Source organism: Mesorhizobium sp. M0244 (assembly GCF_040321795.1).
In the GTDB taxonomy this organism is placed as follows: domain Bacteria; phylum Pseudomonadota; class Alphaproteobacteria; order Rhizobiales; family Rhizobiaceae; genus Mesorhizobium.
On the sequence record NZ_JAMYSE010000129.1, the window covers coordinates 1 to 15,443 of the forward strand.

Sequence of the window (15,443 nt, forward strand, 5' to 3'; positions counted from 1 at the left end):
GCCACCGAGCTCCGAAAGGGCGAGATGAAAGAGCCTGTGCTGGAGATCGAGGCTCATCAGGCCAGGGGCGGTGTTGAAGGCGACCAGCCCGTCATCGACCCTCGCTTCGAACAGCAACTTAAGTTTCTTGTAGTTCTCTAGCAAACGAGTGTCGCGCAAAACGCGGGTCTCGTCTTTCTCCAGAAGCTTGTAAGCAATTTCCAACCAAAGAACGTACTCCCAGAAGGCAGCAACGACTTACCCGGCAGCGTCTGGATGCCCGCTGTGCTCTTTCAGAGCGGCTCGCGATGCCGGCCATGTCGGCCGATCCTGCCTAGGATGGGGGGCCACTCTCGTCGGCCGAGTTGATGCTCCAGCCAGTATCGCCTTGCCGACCAGCATGGGTTCGCCGTTAGCAATCCATCCTCGCGAGCCAATGCTATCGTGCACGTGTCGCAGCACTCCGGGCGGCTATATCGCCTAAGACAGCATGACGAAGCGTTCCAACTTCCTGTTCGGCGAGCCCGTGTGCAGTTCCTGACTCGGACAGTGGACGAGAATTCTCATGGCGGTGATGCGCCAGAAGGCATTCGCGTCCAACGGAATCAAGCCTCGACTATCAGTCCCAAACTACACATCACAAGAGCGATCTTCCACCCATTGCAGATTATCCGACTGATCAGGCGGCGTCCGATATGTCCGACTCTGCCTCAAGAATTCCCACAGGTATGGACAGCGATCTCGCTATTGGTCGCAACGTGCTTAGGTTCAAGACTTGATTCATAGTTTCTCGAAGGCGATGACAAGGACGTCACGATATGCGAACGGCATTTTCGGATTTCGGTCACGATCGGTGATACATCATGAAACGTCTTGCGATCGTTGCAAATCACAAAATCAGTTGGAAGGTTCATTTCGACATCGCCGAGGAACCGCTTTGAGGCATCAGTAATCGTGCTCATACCGCCGGTCACGTTAACCCGCCCGATCATGTAAGAAACGATGAAATCCACCCCGTCCTGATGAAGGCCCTCGGGTGCTGGTTTGCCGTTTACACCGTCGCGTGCAACAATCCGGTAGGGATGGAGCTTAATATCCCAACGATCATGTCCAGCGGTTTGACATAGAATTCTGCAGAAACCTGTCAGAATCTTGTTTAAGACAGGATGATCTATAAACGATTGTTCAAAGGGCTCGAAGTAGCGCTTGAAGCCGCCATTCAAGTGGTTGATGGCTTTCGATTGCTCGTAAGGGGCATGGGGCAGGAGCCGAAAAATTCCGTCAACTGCGTCATATTCAAACGCACCATAGCGCCGGTAGCGATAGGTCCCGCCGTCACGCATGTATTCATCGAGAAGCAATCGATTCCAGTGGTCAGCAAAGTTCTTCCAGCCAGCATCAATTTCGATGCCGAAGCCGGCTTCGGTGCGCTTACCTCTGGAAAACCACCATCCATTCGTGACCAGATGATCAGTGCATTCTTGACTGAGGCTGCATAGCGCCTGGGGTGCGACCTTTTTCATGGGTGTCTCCCGTCTTGGTAATTTGGCGAGGGGGAAGTTTTAAAGGACGCTTGGTGGCTCGCGGCTTGGTGTTCCCAAAGGTGGCGGTCCGTAATGTATTTCGGCGTGCTGGCTATGATGGACCGAGGTAAAAAGCGCGTATTATCGACTATGTAGCTGACGCTCCCGCTGACGCCCTCGAGCGCGGACGCTATGGCCCGTTCGCACATCTTGTGAATAGTACTGCCCCATTCACCTGAAACCGCCTCCTGGGACCAGGCTTGCTCAAGCCCTTCCTTCAACACGATTGATCCGACGCCAAGGGAAGCGGTTTCGAGGTGCCGCAGCGCGTCCATGATGATGGCCGCTGCGGGGGCCTCGCGGACTTCGAGAACCTTTTCACCGGTTGAGATGTGTTCGAGCCCGACAAAGCGGCCGTGTCCGAATTTGCCAACTGTTTTATTCAGGAGCGGGATTGTGTCGATCAGTGCAACATCACGGTCATCAATTGACACGAGATTTCCGTCGATAAACCCGAGTTTGATCTCTACCGGCTGCTCTGCGGCAGTGTTGCGCGTCCAATCAAATGCCTCTTCCGGGATAGAAAAGTTCTCGGGATCATCCAAAGGTCCAGACTCGAATTCCCGGCACCAGAGGTTTTCGTCTCCGCTCCAGGTGCGGTCCGTCACAAAAGTCAGTCCGAACTTAGAGAGGGCGGCGGCCTTCTGCTGCCGGGAAATCACCGAGCATTCATACGGACTGCCGAAGTTGCCGGAAAATCCCGAGCGCTTGATGCTATTGTTAAGGCGCGGAAGACTATTCTGCGAAAGACTTGCTGTATGAAGAAGCAGCCGTGAGCCGATTGATGTTGCATGATCAACAATCAATGAGGCGATTACGGGACGGCTCAAGGAACTGCTTAACGGATAGTTACCAAGGTACTTGGCGTGGGCCCGAATGGCGGGTTTCACGCCTTGTTCGACAAAAGCTTCCCGCCCTTCGAGACAGACAAAGCGCGCGCCGAACCTGGCTGCCGTCTGTTCCAGCAAAGGCTTATCGATGGAAGTTCCGACATCCACCGCGACAGCTTCAATATTCGAAAAGCCAAGGCTTTGCAGCTTGTAGAGAAGGTAGGTGCTGTCGAGACCGCCGCTGAACATGGTTGCAACTGGTGCGTTTCGGTCCGGAAAAGCCTCCAGATCTTCGAAACTCAAAATGCCGCCGGTAGATGGTTTGATCGAAGTTGAGACGGGGTTCATTTGTCAGGTCCTGCTCTCAAAAAAGATGCCGGAAAAGGTTCCGGCGAGGATGAGGCCGGCACCTATCAAGCCCGTTGCGGTCAAAGATTCTGTCAGGAGAAGGTGCGCGAGGACGAAACCAAAAAAGGGTTCTGTTCCCATCAGCAAGCCAACCCGTGTCGGCGTGGATTTTCTGACCGCGGCGTTTTGAATGTAGAATGCAGCGATCGTGCAGAAGAGTGAAAGGAAGGCGACGGCGCCCCAAAACTGAAGGGGGGCCTTCACAATAAGGCCGTAGATTCCGAATTGACCCACGGCTAAAACGAAAGTGAGTGTTGCCACCGCCGATCCCTGGATGGCCGTCAGTGCCGCAGACGAAATCTGCCGGCCGGCCAGAAGGCGTTTGGTGGAAACGACCATAATTGCTCGCAGAATCGCAGCCCCCAGCACAAGCGCGTCACCCGGACTGAACTTGCCGATCCCGCCAGTGAGAAGGCCGACACCGATGCAGGATATGGCGGCACTTGCCAATATGCCCGGAGGTGGAAGTCGCCCCGATAGCCCATAGTCAATGATCGGCGTGAAAATTACACAAAGCGAAATGATCAAGGCCGTATTCATTGCGCTTGTTGATGCAACACCGTAAGTTTCAGCAATAAAAATTGAAAAAAGTATTGTCCCCAATACGAGGCCACGGATGCAATCGCCCCAAGAGATCGACGCGATCTCATGTCTTGCCACCACTGCCATAAAGATCGTGGTAATCAGGAAACGATAAAGAATGAGGATCAAAACCGGCGCATAGAATAGTGCGCTTTTCGCGACCGGATAGCTCGCGCCCCAAACGAATGCGGCACCCAGTACGGCCAGGTCGGCCGAGAAGGATGAGGTCAGTGACCTCCTCGCAGGTATTGAAGCACGTTCGAAAACGTCCACGTTCAAGTATCCTTTGTGCTAGCCACCCATCCTACTGTGCAGAACGAGTCAAAACAGATTAGGCCGTCCCTATAACGTTGGTATCGCGGAACTGTCCGGCCTTCCGCGAGGCGCTCATCGATGTCCCACCACTGGACTTCATTAAGCGGCGGGACGATCGAGCGGCTTTTTGTCCAGTCGTGGCCCGCGTCGCGAGATTTTGGCGTCCCCACATGCAGTAGGGGGAGTGTTTGGTTACAAGCTCGGCCCATTCCGATTGCAACCGGAGGGCGGATTCGCATGCACAGATCTTGCTGTAGCGACTGCCTGAGGCTGTTCATGGAGGAACTCCTGCAGGTTCGTGCCGTAGGTATTTGTGATTCAGCAAAGCAAATGCCGTGCCAATCCAGAAAACCATTTTTAGACAACACGATCGTTTTGATAGTGCAGTGTTTCATACCCAACATTGTCAGAAGGCCGACAATGAGTCCGACTGCCGGGCATGCAACCGAACGCTGTGATCCTGTTATCCTGACAGGTTTCCCGCTGCAGCCCGGCTTGGCAATTCATCAGGGCCTGTCGCAAATGAAAAGTCGAAGGGCGAGGCGGCTTCCGGCTCGCAGAGCGGCCCGAACGACCTCGGCGCGGTCTCTAAGCCTCGCCCCGATGCAGCTTGGCCTACATACCGACGATCTCGTTGACTACGCCGCGCGCAAGGAAACGCGGTACGAGCACCTTGCCGTAGTTGCGGACGCTGTACAGCTTCGTACTTTCTCCGGGCGGTGCGCGCGAACTGAAGGAATGGCTGTTTCGGGAAGCCGACTTGGCAGTGTCGAACGAGGATATTGCCCGTCGCTTCGTGGCCGACTGCCGTCGCACCCGCACGGGTCGGGAGTTCCCCGCCTGGCTCGGGCCGACACCTTCGCAAAACTCGAGGGGCGGCAGCGGATCCTCGGCTTGTCGCGTTGCTCGCCAGGAAACCCGTGCGCTTGGCGAGTGTGGCCATGGCGAACAAGATGGCCCGTGTGGTCTGGGCGATCATGGTACGCGCGAGACCTCAAGCTCGTCATGCCGCGAACCTTGCGGTGTAAGGTTGCGAAGAAGATAAATTTTAGGACAGAGAACAGGCGGGCCGATCGATCGGCTACCAGTAGGTTGTGAGAGCGACGCGATGTGATGGCGAGACTGGTCAGGCCGGGAACAGGGACAACCCGTCGAATGTCCGAGCACCATAGCCTGATAGGCAGATTGAGATCCAGTTCGCCGGTCCCATCAGGGCCAGCAGTCTCGGATGGCTGCATCAACAGGCCGGACAGAAGACTGCACCCGCCCAACGCGCCGTAACGTCCAATTACCTCTTGCATCGCGGGAGCCATCCACAGAGGACGTTTCTCGGAGAAGGCGACGGCGCTGCATGCGGAGTACCACCGACCGGCGGTCTGCCGACCGCCCGCGCTCGTGTCGGTAATGTCGAGGCTTCCTTCAGCGAATAGCGACCAACAGGAGAACTTTGACCGATCGCGGGTGCGAAGCCGCATTGGCATGTGAGCGCCCAAATAGACTGCCAAGCCACGCTCGAGTCAGCGTGCAGATTTTTGCCCAATGGCCCGAGGTGATGGGCTGCCAAACCGTGACTCTCAAGCTCCCCTCCGAAGACTGCACCAGAGGACTACGACCCGCTGCCTTCCTCTTAAACCGTCATCGCTCTGACAACACATTCTGCAATGCTCGGCGGATGTCGATGAGGCGGCTCATCACGCAAAGTAGGTATTCAGCAGGTCGGGAGGAACGAATGAACCCTGATGCTTTCCGCAGCCCAGTTTTCGTTAAGCGTGCAACGTACATCGTGCAAGAGATTGCCAGCCTGGCCGACGCCATCGATTTCCTCAACGAGTGGCCAGGAAACCGCAGAGACTTGATCCACGAAGCCGCCCTCAAGGCGTGCTATGATGCATACGACGAGCGAATACCTGTAAGCGCAGCGCGCAATGCCTTTTTCGGCTTTGCGAAACGGGCCGCTATATTGGAAGATGCAACCTCCGCGATGCAGTGGCTCGCTGCCTGCAAGTCGGGCAGTGGAAAAGTGAAAGTGTAGGCATACGCGAAATGTGCGAGGCTGGCGCGGGTAGCACGCCAAGGAGGGCACTGTGTCGAGATTTCACAGTTCGCCGAAAGCAAAAGCTTCTCAAAATCAACAGCAAAACGGCAGATCTCGCGCAACCCCCATCATAACCAGACCCACTGCACTCGGTCGCTAGGCTAGTGCCAAGTCCAGCGACGAAGATGCAGCGGAACCATTCGGCTGGCAAAGAAGTGCGACCGAGGCCTGTTGCCGTAGAGGAGGCGGAGAGATGATCGGCTTGAGCAGATTTGAGCGGCCAATGGTTGTTAAGGTTAGCCGTCACAGATCGGAGCGTATCGTGTTCGACGTCAATGACGCGGCCGCTATCTTGCTCCGTGATCTTAGTCGTCGGACCGAGAAACGGAAGATACCGATGGACGCCTGTCGGCAAGTATTGCGTGGCGAGGCTCATCCACCAGCTGCACGAAGAGCTTTCGTCGCAGCCGCGCTCGAAGCAAAAATCCTGCGCAGTGACTAAAAAATGAAGCCGCGCGATATCGGTTGGCTATGCCCAGGTTCGAGCACGCCGTTCGGCTTCAGCGTCGAGCAGCCGTTTGCCGCGAAGAGCGGCACGGCGATATATTGACGGAAAGGAGAAGGGAGTTCGCGCGGCTTGTGCCCCGGAGCGGGTCTCCACACAGACGGCGCAGCAACTGGCTTCGCAGGATCGGCCTCGGATGATAGGCAGGCCGCTGGTCGCTTCCAGCACGACCCGGCAAAGCCGACGGCGCCGAGGTCGAGTTCTCGATGAAGACTTCGATGAGTCGGACCGGATTGTCCTGCATCACCTAAACGTCTAGGCACTCGGGAAAGAGTGTCGCTTGCCGGCGATCCTCGCCCTCGACAAACCGATTCATCCCATGTCGGCTCTTCTGAGCCTTGTCCACCGAGAGCGGGATTAGCCCGACCGGCCTTGGCCTGCACTGGCCGCAGCTCGATGCCGATGTGGATGTGCCGGCGCTGCTGCAAGGTGTGTTCGGCTCCAAGCGTTGCCAACGTGCCAAGAGAATCGCGGGCTCCCGCTGTTGGCCGGCCTCGTGCCAAAGTTCCTCGATGACATGGGCATGGTCGCAACCAATGCCTCCGCTCGCGCGCGAACACATCCGTGAAAGTTGATGCAATCAGTCAACAAACGTGATAGCGGCGTCCCCGCCTGCACTGATGGGTGCAATAAGCCTTTCAGATTGACGGAGATCAGGGGAATGGGGTTAACCCGACGCTTGGACGAACACGGCGATCGTCCGGCGCTGATCTTTCCCGGCCGCACGCCGATCACCTACCGCGATCTTGCGCTACGTGTCACAGCGGTGGCAGCCGAGTTCGGACCGGAGAAAAAGCTGGTCGCGGTAGCAGCCGAGCCGACGGAACACGCGGTCATCTCCTATCTGGCAGCCATGCACGGCAGGCACGCCGTCGCATTGATCCCGCCCTGCAACGCATCGGCTCTGGACGACTTCGTCGCCGACTATTCGCCCGAAATCATCTGCAGACGCGTAGACGCCCGCTGGCGCTGCCGCGCGGAAGCCGGGAAGTCCTGCATCCCGATCTCGCGGTGCTGCTCGGTACCTCCGGCAGCACCGGCAAGAGCCGGTATGAACAGTTTGCGCGCGGATCTTTCGACAAGTCATTGCTCCACGAGCCGAAACGCTTGTGGAAAAGAAGCGCGGCGCTCGGGAGGACGAATGAAGCGATATTACAAGGTCGTTCGTCCTATTGGCCATCTTGGGCTGGCTGACGTGGCGGCTCTGTGGTCGCATGACAGCAGCCGGCCACTTGGGTGTGTTGGCCGCCGCGACAGCAAATATCGCAGCGGCCGGTCCACCCGCCGAGCAAGTCATATTCTTCCACCATGTAGCTCTTGATCTTCAGCCAACTGCCGTGCCGCCAACCGGCTTCCATGGATGCAGGTCAATTCACGATTTGCTGAAACGCGCTGTTTCCGCCCGGGTGGAGCTAGCCTGTCAGTTTAGTGAAGTCGTGGCGCCGCGCGCGAACATGTGCCAGCAAATTCGTTTCGTTTACGACCCCTGATTGAAAGAGATTCAGCGTGGTCGAGGCCAGAATCTGACCGTCTATCGAAGTGCTGTACCATTTAGCGTCGGCGGTTATCTGGTCGACAACCCGCTGGCAAATCGCCCGATCTTTAGGTCTAAGGAACTGACTTTTCGGCGCTCGTAGCATCTCGATGCCTTTAAAGGGGAGTCACTTGTCTCCCAAGCGACACCCATGCGTGGGTCTCCCGAGAATGGATACTAAACGCATCCAGGCCATTCGTTTGAGTGGTACGATGCGGGGCGTTGGCATCGGTGACGTGGTTGCGATCACGGCCGCGGTACGGAGGCGGTCACCGACGACCGTATCAGTGATACAACGCACTTCCTTAGCGGGCGGCCCAGCAGCTTGGGTTAGGGGGCGGCCGCTGGGCCTGACCAGCGAGCGTTCGGGAATGCTCGACTGGCTGGTTGGTATTTTAGATAAATCTAATATAATCGAACCATGCGAACGAAGTACGCGGCGGTAAGAAAGTGGCTGGCGTCCGATTCACTTAGCGGCGCTTTTGCCTTGGGTTCTGGCGAGCTTTCGGACGGGTTTGCAGCCAATTTTGCAGATCGCCGATCTGTTACCCACAGGGACTTTTTCCTCGTCAACAAATCGTCACGATCGCCCTCAGCGGTCGCTCGGCTATGCATCGCAGCTATGGCGTAGTCGGCTCTGTTGGTTCGATAGTCTTCTTTTTGGACAGTCATCGTTTGCTCCCAGTTTCATAGCCCCTCTTTTGCCCTGGCGGGGAGATTAACTGCCGGTGCATTACGCGAGTCAATCGATGAAACGACCACTCCGCAGTCGCGAGGGCGGGGAGCAACCCGACAACTTTTAACGTTGGAACGGCTTACAGACTGCAACACAGCCGCCCTTTCGTCGGGCTGCGCTGATCGCGTTCATGTTGCCCTTCAGCTCGCCGGTCTTGGCTTCACGTACCTTGATGTCGTGTTGTCGCATCATGCTGCCAACCGGCAAGCCAAGCCAAAACACGCCGTCCACGTCACGGCGGGCGGTTCTGTCTTGTACGGCCATTATCGGCGCGAGGTCGGAACTCGTTCGGTAAAGTTCGGCTTCCAACTGGCTGCAGGACTTGCCCGCGTATACGCTGGACGAAACCAGCATGGGCTTGATGTCGGCTGGGCGAGTAGCGCAGCCCGACAAAACGCTGATGGCTACAAACGCACGTAACTTGATTCATGCTTCCCCCCAAAATGCCCGCGGCGAGCAGGCGCTGAGGGCAGGACGAAGTCTATGTGCTTGACGGCATGCGGAATATATTCCTATTCTGCGGGATGCCGCACCCTCGCCGACACGAAGCCGTTTCCGAATATCACCTCGCCAAAATTGAACGACAGGCGTGGCGCCTTGTCTCTGTCGGTCGGGGCGACGCTTTTGGACCTCAAAGTGTCCGCTGCCGACCTCGGCCTGCGGGTTGGTGAACCCGTTGAAATCATCGTTGATCTGATCGCCGCACAAAGCCTTCAGATCATCGGCAGCATCACGGTGTCATCCGGGGTGGCGCACAACGAGAGCAACACGGTCAACCCGGCAGTGGCGGGCGGGCTGGGCTACATGAGCGTTGGGCTGACCGTCACGCCGACCCAGAACGATGTCACGTTTGGCACGAGCCTGCTGGTTCGGCTCAACATCGCTGCCGGCGTCGGTGCGAATGCCTGTTCGTGCTCGGCTGGGCTGTCCAGAAGGCCAAGTCACGCCTGACCTACATCGGCGGGGCTCTCCAATCTGCGGCCATGGTGGCGGAGGATGCGCACCCGAAGCTTAACATCGACCCGTTCTTCCGCATTGCGGCCAGCGGCGTCACCAACGACTATGCTGGCAACCCCCTGATCGGAGCATCGGCTGGCGGGTTTCCTCCTGTTCTGGTCAACGCGCCGGCAGGCTCGCCCTTCGGCACCAGGCCATCAAGCTGCCGGCCGGCCACGCTGCACGACATCAAGACGCCCGTAGCCGAAGCAGGGTTGACGGTGGGAGAAACTGTCTGGTGTATCTTCGCCTTCATGGCGGGGAGTGCCCAGTCCATCCAGTTCATCCACTACATTCCGGTGTCGTCCGGGGTGACCCAGACCGTTCAGATAACCAAAACGGTCAATGGCCTGACGTATATTTCGCTGCCCATCGTGGTCACCCAGAACGACGTTACCTACGGCCTTAATCACCAGCTCCGCATCCTTCCGACAGGGGCCTTGGCCGCGGATGCCTACCTTCCCGGCTGGGCCATCCAGAAGGCACCGGGCCGGCTGATCGATAACCATGGCCGGTTTGACAAACTGGCCAAGGACGTTGCCTCCGTGCCGGCCTCGCAGTTCGCCGGCAAGATCGGTGCGCACTTCGGCGATAGCATCATCGAAAGTGTCATCTGGCCGGGCATCACGCCGACCGCCAAGATTGCCCAGCGCACCGGCATGACGATCACCAACTGCGGCGGCGGCGGTACCCGCATGGCCAACCATGCTGCGAACTATGACAAGTTCTCGTTTTACCGGCTGGCCGATGCCATTGCCTCCGGTGATTTTTCCCAACAGATAGCCGCAGCAACGGTCATCGGAGGCACCTTTCCAGCGATTGCAGCGCGCATGGCATCGGTGGATTACAGCCTGCTGGATTACCTGATCCCCTCGTTCGGCACCAACGACTTCACCGGCGCCGGCCCGACGTGCCCCATCGGCACCAATGCTGACATAACCGGGGCGACCTTCAAGGGAGCCATCAACTACGGCATCCAGACGATCATGACCGCCCGGCCGAACCTGAAGCTCATCTTCACGACGCCGATATGGCGGACGCTGGACGGCACTGCGGGAGGAGCCGGAAGCCAGCTGATCGACTACGCCAACGCCATGCTTGAGGTCTGCGCCCTAAACAGGGTGCCAGTGGTCGATCTGTACCGCCGCTTCATCATCAACCAGTTCAACTACGTTCATTGGATGGGTCCTGGAGACGGAACTCACCCCAACAATCTTGGACAGGACCTGATCGGCGGCATGATGGCGGCGGGGCTGTTCGACAACTTCTAAGTTGCGCCTAGACAATCTCGGCGCGGACGAAATGCCATGACGCCGTGTTAATGATCGTGTCCGGGGTGTAGGGATTGGTGAGTTTCACTAGCGTCCCATCAACTTCCGCGACCGTCCAGACGCCAGTTTCGTCGCTCCAGTCGCCCGGAACGGCTACAATCATGGTGATGCGGTAATCTCTTCCGATTTCGAACATTCGGCCCTCCCCAGTTTTTGGTTCGGGGCAGAATGCGCGCGTGCTTGGGCCGGCGCAAGCGTCACCGACCTCGCAGGCGCGGATGGCGTCGACCAGCGCGACAACCGCGCCACGGGCCAGGTGGATGCCATCCTCGACGTGATCTCGAGCAACCTTTTCACGGCGATGGCAAATCTACCCTAGTGGAAGTCAATCTTTTTCGACGGCTGCGCGGTGTGGCTTTTGAGACTGATGAGCGCAGGCGTGTCGATCTTCGACGCTATCCGCCGGGCCAGTTCCCGCAATTCGAAAAAGCCGTCAATACTCATCAGGCTCAACGGTGTGCCTGACGAAGTATCCCACCGCAAAGGTACTTTGTCTTGCCTGTACGAAGATCCGTTCATCTCGCAAATGGCGTCGTAAATCGCCTGTGCGATCGACATTTCGGCCCGGATACGCTCTGCGTCTTTTTGGCTGTTCATAAGAATTTTTCCCCAAACCACGGTCCCCCTTAGCCGCTTTAATTAGGTGTCGCTAGATCACGCGGATGTGACACGTCGGATAAAATCGATTGATATGGCCGAGGGAGCGCACGCGGTTTTCTTTGGTCTTCGCCGTGTTGAGCGCCATGCAAGACTCGTGCCGCGTCCATCTTGATCGCAGCGTTGAATGGGCACTATTCGCAATGTATATTGCGCCCATGAGCACTGCAGCTGACAACAATTTTTTGCTGCCGCCTCCGGCTCCAGCGTATCTGCCGGCGCGCGTCATCGGCGACCCGAAGAAGGCGGCGTAGTGGTCAGCCCGCTTCCGGATCCCGAGGTCGCAGACGAAGCGCCAAGCGAGCCCTACCTCACCCCATACGACAATAAACGCGTCGCCATGTATATGTGGCTGCTGGACGCCGCCTATGACGACGAGGATTGGCGCGTGGTTGCCAGGACTGTGCTGCATATCGATCCCGAGAAGGAACCGAAGCGGGCGCACCGAGCCTGGGAAACTCATCTCGCCCGCGCCCGGTGGATTCTCAAGGAAGGGTACAAGTTCCTGTTCCCGAGCCCCACGACTCACTGACGAGTCTGTCCGTTAGGGCCGAAATTGGGGCCGCAAGAAGATACCGACAAAAGGTTTAATGAAATCAAGGGCATCTGGCGGAGGGAGTGACCGTCCGGCTGTTTTTTCGCGCCGACGTCATGCCTTTTCTTCGCACCGGTTAAAGGTTTTGGTTCCCTGGACCAGGAAACATCGATGGGGCTCGCGGTCACCCAGGTGAAGCCACCGCATCCACCATGCGCATCAAGCGCACTGGTCAGTCGACGCGACAATACACGAGACCCGCCGCGCAGTGCCTCCAGTTCTTTGAGACTGGCACTGATGAAGGCAAGTGCCTCGCCGCGGTTGGGAACCGGTCCCTTCTTCATAGCACGAACCCTGCTGCCACGAATTGACCCCAACTTAATTAAACGCGCTCTCATGGGTGAAAGTGACTGTCAGCATTGGAGGCGCGGAAATTTCTCCCAATGCAGATGCTCAGGACGTCCTTCGCACTGCCGGACGGTGCCTTTTTGAAGCGAAACAACATGGACGAAATCGTGTTTCGTTCGTCTATGACGCCGCCATGTTGCGGGTCGTGACGCCCTAACCTACCGCTGGCCCAGCCCTGACGCTGGCAGAGTATCGCGAGAATGGGGCCTGCCTTCCAACCGATTGCGGATGCACCAACAACCCGGCCACGTTCGACGTTTCACAGCCTGGGGCCTATTTTTCAGGTAACCGGCAATTCGTTGGAGTCCGTTCTCCAAAGTGACGCAAAAAGGCCCGCCCCATTGTCTGGAGCAGGCCCTTTGACTTGCGCGGTACTCAGAACCTTGCCGCTTCGCGAAAGATAATAGCGAATGGTAAACATCGACTGAACGTCCGTGCCGCTTCGGTGGCCTTGGGTTAGGTGCGGCCTGTCCTTGTTGCTGGGCGAGATCGGGGCGGCTGATGCCGGCTCAGTGCGACGCGGATTCCGTGCAAACCCCAACAATGCTGCCCCCGCATCGATCACCGCAAGCAGATTGGCCAGCTAAATGTCATCAACTGCAGGGCAAATTCGTTGCTCGCCGGCCGACAAATGCTGGGAGGCACTGCATGCGCGCACTCGGGGACCTGCGGTGAGAGATTGGCGCCCGGCCGCGATTGATCAAAGTTGGGCCTACGGACCGAGTGTCACCGCTTGCGATCGTAACATTGCTGCGATCCGAATTTACTCTTTGGCTCGCGCCCAAGCTGGACGCTCAAGAATGCCGCGTCTTCGCCGATATCCTGACGCTTCAGCCCGGCGACCGGTGGCGCAGGGAAATCTCACGAACGCGAGCCGGATCGCGAGCCAGACCGAAGATGAGCTTTCCACCTCTGCATGATACCGGAGTCTGGGCCCGTTGGCGCAGGATGGAAGTCGATCCTGATGTACGATGATACACTTCCCGTGCGTCGAGATGGGCGGACTCGAAATGAGGCCGCAGTTCGTCAACGACACCGTTGTCGCTCGGGATTGCCTGCTCGAACAGCAGATGTCCGTAATCGGCCGTCAGGCTTCGAGCTCCTTCGGCTGACTTTTGAGGGCGGCGATGAGTAGCCCCAAAAGAGCCTTCCGCCACCGGAGCAGGAGCGAGAAGTTGTATCCGGCGGGGGCCAGGACGGCGTCGCCCTGCTGGCGGGCGAGGTAGTTGCGGCCAGCTTCTTTCGCTTCGCGCCACCAACCTTCGACCAAACCGGTGCCGTGACACCCGTTCCGAGAACAGGCGAGCCGCGCGCCGGTCCATATGCCGCGAAGGACAGACGAGCCAACATCCCGAAACTTGCTTACGTCGAACTCGCGGGAGACCGGCACCAGGGGGCCTGACACCAAGTCCTCGAATGCCCTCGATGTGTGTTCAAGATCCTAGGAAGTTCTCTCCTTACCACTGGAAGACAGCTCGTCCAGCCGCATCTGAACAGGAGGCCGGTGCTCAATCAGTGCCGCGCAGGATGTGCCCGATTGACAGGCATCAGGGAAGCCCAGGTCCTTAGTCCACAACGCTGTGACGAGCGCGACAACCGCGGCGGGGTTAGCCAGCTCACAGTTCAAGTCGATGGCTCAACTGTTGCATGGGGAGAGCTCTTACTTCTCATTCGCTCCAAATGCGGACGCGGCGCACGAGCTCGGAAGTTGAGATCCCGTAGCGATCGTGAAGCGTCGGCAGCGCGCCAGCGTCGAGGAACTCGTCGGGCAGGGCGATCTGCCGAAAGACTGGGGCAACTCCCTCCCGCATCAGCAGCGCGGCGACACCTTCGCCCAGCCCACCGATGATGGTGTGGTTCTCGGTCACTATCATTAGCCGTCCCGGACGGCGCGCCGCGGCAAGTATCGTCTCCGTGTCCAGAGGCTTGATCGTCGGAACGTGCAGAACGGCGCAGCCGATCCTGTCGGCTTCAAGCGCCTTCGCCGCCTCCAGCGCGCGCATGGTCATCAGGCCGCTTGAAATGAACAGCACATCCTCACCCTCGCGCAACAGGCGTGCCTTGCCGATTTGGAATGTGTAATCGTACTCGTCGAGCACGACAGGGACCTTGCCGCGCAAAAGCCGCATGTAGACCGGCCCGTTGTAGTCCGCGATCGCCTCCGTGGCCTGTTCGATGTCGAGCGCGTCGCAAGGGTCGATGATCGTCAGGTTCGGCATCCCGCGGAAGATCGCGATGTCCTCCGTCGCCTGGTGGCTGGGGCCGTAGCCGGTCGTCAGCCCCGGTAAGGCGCAGACGATCTTCACATTGAGTTTCTCCTCGGCGATCGCCATGCAGATGAAATCGTAGGCCCGCCTCGATGCGAAGACGGCATAGGTCGTCGCGAAGGGCGTGAAGCCCTCCCGCGCCAGGCCGGCGGCGGCGCTCATCAGCACCTGCTCCGCCATGCCCATCTGATAGAAGCGGTCCGGATGCTCCTGTGCGAAGACATGGAGATCGGTGTATTTCGCGAGGTCTGCCGTCATTCCGACGATCCCGGGCCGCTGGTGCGCCAGTCTGGCCAGTGTGTGCCCGAACGGCGCATTGCGTGTCGGTACGCCATCGGGCGCGATCGACGCGATCATCGCCGATGTGGTCTTGCGCTCACCGGCATTGGCGGCGTGGCGCGGCGCGAATTTTGACAACCTCAACGCGGACGTCCCTTTTCCAAAGCTTCGAGCGCCAGCGCCCATTCATGCGGTTCGACGCGGATGAAATGCGCGATGTCGCGGGTGTCCAGGACTGGCACAGCCGTGGCCATGCGCGTATCGCAAACGATCACACGCGGACGAGGTTCCTTCAGGCCGCGCGCCAGGTCGAAGGCCTTGCGGACCGCCTCGATGTCGTTGCCGTCGACGCGCTGCGCATGCCAGCCGAACGCCTCGAACTTGTCGGTCACCGGTTCGGAGG

Annotated in this window: 17 protein-coding genes and 2 pseudogenes; 8 read left to right on the forward strand and 11 right to left on the reverse strand. The window is 58.4% G+C overall.

Translation table 11 applies throughout. The features are described from left to right. The 4 genes from NKJ08_RS35760 to NKJ08_RS35775 all read right to left on the reverse strand — a co-directional run. Window positions 1-204, reverse strand: a 204-nt coding sequence (locus NKJ08_RS35760; protein ID WP_352785948.1) for a hypothetical protein, incomplete at its 3' end; no start/stop codon positions are given. Between the two features lie 485 nt (window positions 205-689). Then, on the reverse strand, window positions 690-1,502 hold the full coding sequence (locus NKJ08_RS35765) for a 2OG-Fe dioxygenase family protein (RefSeq protein WP_352785951.1): 813 nt from the start codon (window positions 1,500-1,502) through the stop codon (window positions 690-692). Further along, window positions 1,499-2,740 (reverse strand): argininosuccinate synthase-related protein, encoded by a 1,242-nt coding sequence (locus tag NKJ08_RS35770; RefSeq protein WP_352774743.1) that lies wholly within the window; start codon window positions 2,738-2,740, stop codon window positions 1,499-1,501. Before NKJ08_RS35770 ends, NKJ08_RS35765 begins: the two co-directional genes overlap by 4 nt. Window positions 2,741-2,743: 3 nt before the next feature. Continuing rightward, the gene (locus NKJ08_RS35775; RefSeq protein WP_352509681.1) at window positions 2,744-3,655 is read right to left on the reverse strand and encodes a DMT family transporter; all 912 of its coding nucleotides are present in this window, start codon (window positions 3,653-3,655) and stop codon (window positions 2,744-2,746) included. A 917-nt stretch (window positions 3,656-4,572) separates the two neighbouring features. On the opposite strand from NKJ08_RS35775, the pseudogene NKJ08_RS35785 reads away from it, so the two are divergent. From NKJ08_RS35785 to NKJ08_RS35805, 5 genes and pseudogenes are all read left to right on the forward strand, one after another. Further along, a pseudogene (locus tag NKJ08_RS35785) lies at window positions 4,573-4,725 on the forward strand (IS110 family transposase); the annotation flags it as partial. Between the two features lie 701 nt (window positions 4,726-5,426). Next, window positions 5,427-5,729, forward strand: a complete 303-nt coding sequence (locus NKJ08_RS35790) for a DUF982 domain-containing protein (protein ID WP_352509682.1) — start codon at window positions 5,427-5,429, stop codon at window positions 5,727-5,729. Window positions 5,730-6,015: 286 nt separating this feature from the next. Further along, on the forward strand, window positions 6,016-6,234 hold the full coding sequence (locus NKJ08_RS35795; RefSeq protein ID WP_352785962.1) for a DUF982 domain-containing protein: 219 nt from the start codon (window positions 6,016-6,018) through the stop codon (window positions 6,232-6,234). A gap of 401 nt (window positions 6,235-6,635) precedes the next feature. After that, a complete protein-coding gene (locus NKJ08_RS35800; RefSeq protein ID WP_352774745.1) occupies window positions 6,636-6,872 on the forward strand; it encodes a DUF2442 domain-containing protein in 237 nt (78 codons plus the stop codon). A 104-nt stretch (window positions 6,873-6,976) separates the two neighbouring features. Continuing rightward, window positions 6,977-7,618 (forward strand): hypothetical protein, encoded by a 642-nt coding sequence (locus tag NKJ08_RS35805; RefSeq protein WP_352509686.1) that lies wholly within the window; start codon window positions 6,977-6,979, stop codon window positions 7,616-7,618. Between the two features lie 1,012 nt (window positions 7,619-8,630). On the opposite strand, the gene NKJ08_RS35810 is transcribed toward NKJ08_RS35805, so the two are convergent. After that, window positions 8,631-8,921: a hypothetical protein gene (locus tag NKJ08_RS35810; protein ID WP_352785957.1), complete on the reverse strand. Its 291-nt coding sequence runs from the start codon at window positions 8,919-8,921 to the stop codon at window positions 8,631-8,633. Between the two features lie 243 nt (window positions 8,922-9,164). On the opposite strand from NKJ08_RS35810, the gene NKJ08_RS35815 reads away from it, so the two are divergent. Together NKJ08_RS35815 and NKJ08_RS35820 are read left to right on the forward strand one after the other, a co-directional pair. Continuing rightward, the gene (locus NKJ08_RS35815) at window positions 9,165-9,518 is read left to right on the forward strand and encodes a hypothetical protein (RefSeq protein WP_352707952.1); all 354 of its coding nucleotides are present in this window, start codon (window positions 9,165-9,167) and stop codon (window positions 9,516-9,518) included. Then, a complete protein-coding gene (locus NKJ08_RS35820) occupies window positions 9,479-10,834 on the forward strand; it encodes an SGNH/GDSL hydrolase family protein (protein WP_352707953.1) in 1,356 nt (451 codons plus the stop codon). The genes NKJ08_RS35815 and NKJ08_RS35820 overlap by 40 nt, the downstream gene beginning before the upstream one ends. Window positions 10,835-10,841: 7 nt before the next feature. Here NKJ08_RS35820 and NKJ08_RS35825 read toward each other — a convergent pair whose 3' ends face one another. Together NKJ08_RS35825 and NKJ08_RS35830 are read right to left on the reverse strand one after the other, a co-directional pair. Continuing rightward, on the reverse strand, window positions 10,842-11,030 hold the full coding sequence (locus NKJ08_RS35825) for a hypothetical protein (RefSeq protein WP_023722438.1): 189 nt from the start codon (window positions 11,028-11,030) through the stop codon (window positions 10,842-10,844). Between the two features lie 179 nt (window positions 11,031-11,209). Beyond that, the gene (locus tag NKJ08_RS35830) at window positions 11,210-11,491 is read right to left on the reverse strand and encodes a hypothetical protein (protein WP_023722439.1); all 282 of its coding nucleotides are present in this window, start codon (window positions 11,489-11,491) and stop codon (window positions 11,210-11,212) included. A 313-nt stretch (window positions 11,492-11,804) separates the two neighbouring features. Here NKJ08_RS35830 and NKJ08_RS35835 point away from each other — a divergent pair, with 313 nt between their 5' ends. Continuing rightward, window positions 11,805-12,083 (forward strand): hypothetical protein, encoded by a 279-nt coding sequence (locus NKJ08_RS35835; protein WP_023722441.1) that lies wholly within the window; start codon window positions 11,805-11,807, stop codon window positions 12,081-12,083. Here the strand turns inward: NKJ08_RS35835 and NKJ08_RS35840 are convergent. From NKJ08_RS35840 to NKJ08_RS35855, 4 genes and pseudogenes are all read right to left on the reverse strand, one after another. Continuing rightward, window positions 12,077-12,430: a hypothetical protein gene (locus NKJ08_RS35840; RefSeq protein ID WP_352451783.1), complete on the reverse strand. Its 354-nt coding sequence runs from the start codon at window positions 12,428-12,430 to the stop codon at window positions 12,077-12,079. The genes NKJ08_RS35835 and NKJ08_RS35840 overlap by 7 nt on opposite strands. Before the next feature lie 1,151 nt (window positions 12,431-13,581). After that, window positions 13,582-13,728 (reverse strand): annotated as a pseudogene (locus NKJ08_RS35845) (IS5/IS1182 family transposase); the annotation flags it as partial. Window positions 13,729-14,161: 433 nt separating this feature from the next. Continuing rightward, window positions 14,162-15,184, reverse strand: coding sequence for a transketolase family protein (locus tag NKJ08_RS35850; protein WP_502906380.1), 1,023 nt, complete (start codon window positions 15,182-15,184; stop codon window positions 14,162-14,164). Further along, the coding region (locus NKJ08_RS35855) for a thiamine pyrophosphate-binding protein (protein ID WP_502906381.1) at window positions 15,181-15,443 on the reverse strand (263 nt) is incomplete at its 5' end. The genes NKJ08_RS35850 and NKJ08_RS35855, both read right to left, overlap by 4 nt.

Coding starts and splice junctions, on each gene's coding strand:
- NKJ08_RS35765 (WP_352785951.1), bottom strand. CDS start 1,502: ATGAAAAAGGTCGCACCCCAGGCGCTATGCAGCCTCAGTCAAGAATGC.
- NKJ08_RS35770 (WP_352774743.1), bottom strand. CDS start 2,740: ATGAACCCCGTCTCAACTTCGATCAAACCATCTACCGGCGGCATTTTG.
- NKJ08_RS35790 (WP_352509682.1), top strand. CDS start 5,427: ATGAACCCTGATGCTTTCCGCAGCCCAGTTTTCGTTAAGCGTGCAACG.
- NKJ08_RS35795 (WP_352785962.1), top strand. CDS start 6,016: ATGGTTGTTAAGGTTAGCCGTCACAGATCGGAGCGTATCGTGTTCGAC.
- NKJ08_RS35810 (WP_352785957.1), bottom strand. CDS start 8,921: ATGCTGGTTTCGTCCAGCGTATACGCGGGCAAGTCCTGCAGCCAGTTG.
- NKJ08_RS35825 (WP_023722438.1), bottom strand. CDS start 11,030: ATGTTCGAAATCGGAAGAGATTACCGCATCACCATGATTGTAGCCGTT.
- NKJ08_RS35830 (WP_023722439.1), bottom strand. CDS start 11,491: ATGAACAGCCAAAAAGACGCAGAGCGTATCCGGGCCGAAATGTCGATC.
- NKJ08_RS35840 (WP_352451783.1), bottom strand. CDS start 12,430: ATGAAGAAGGGACCGGTTCCCAACCGCGGCGAGGCACTTGCCTTCATC.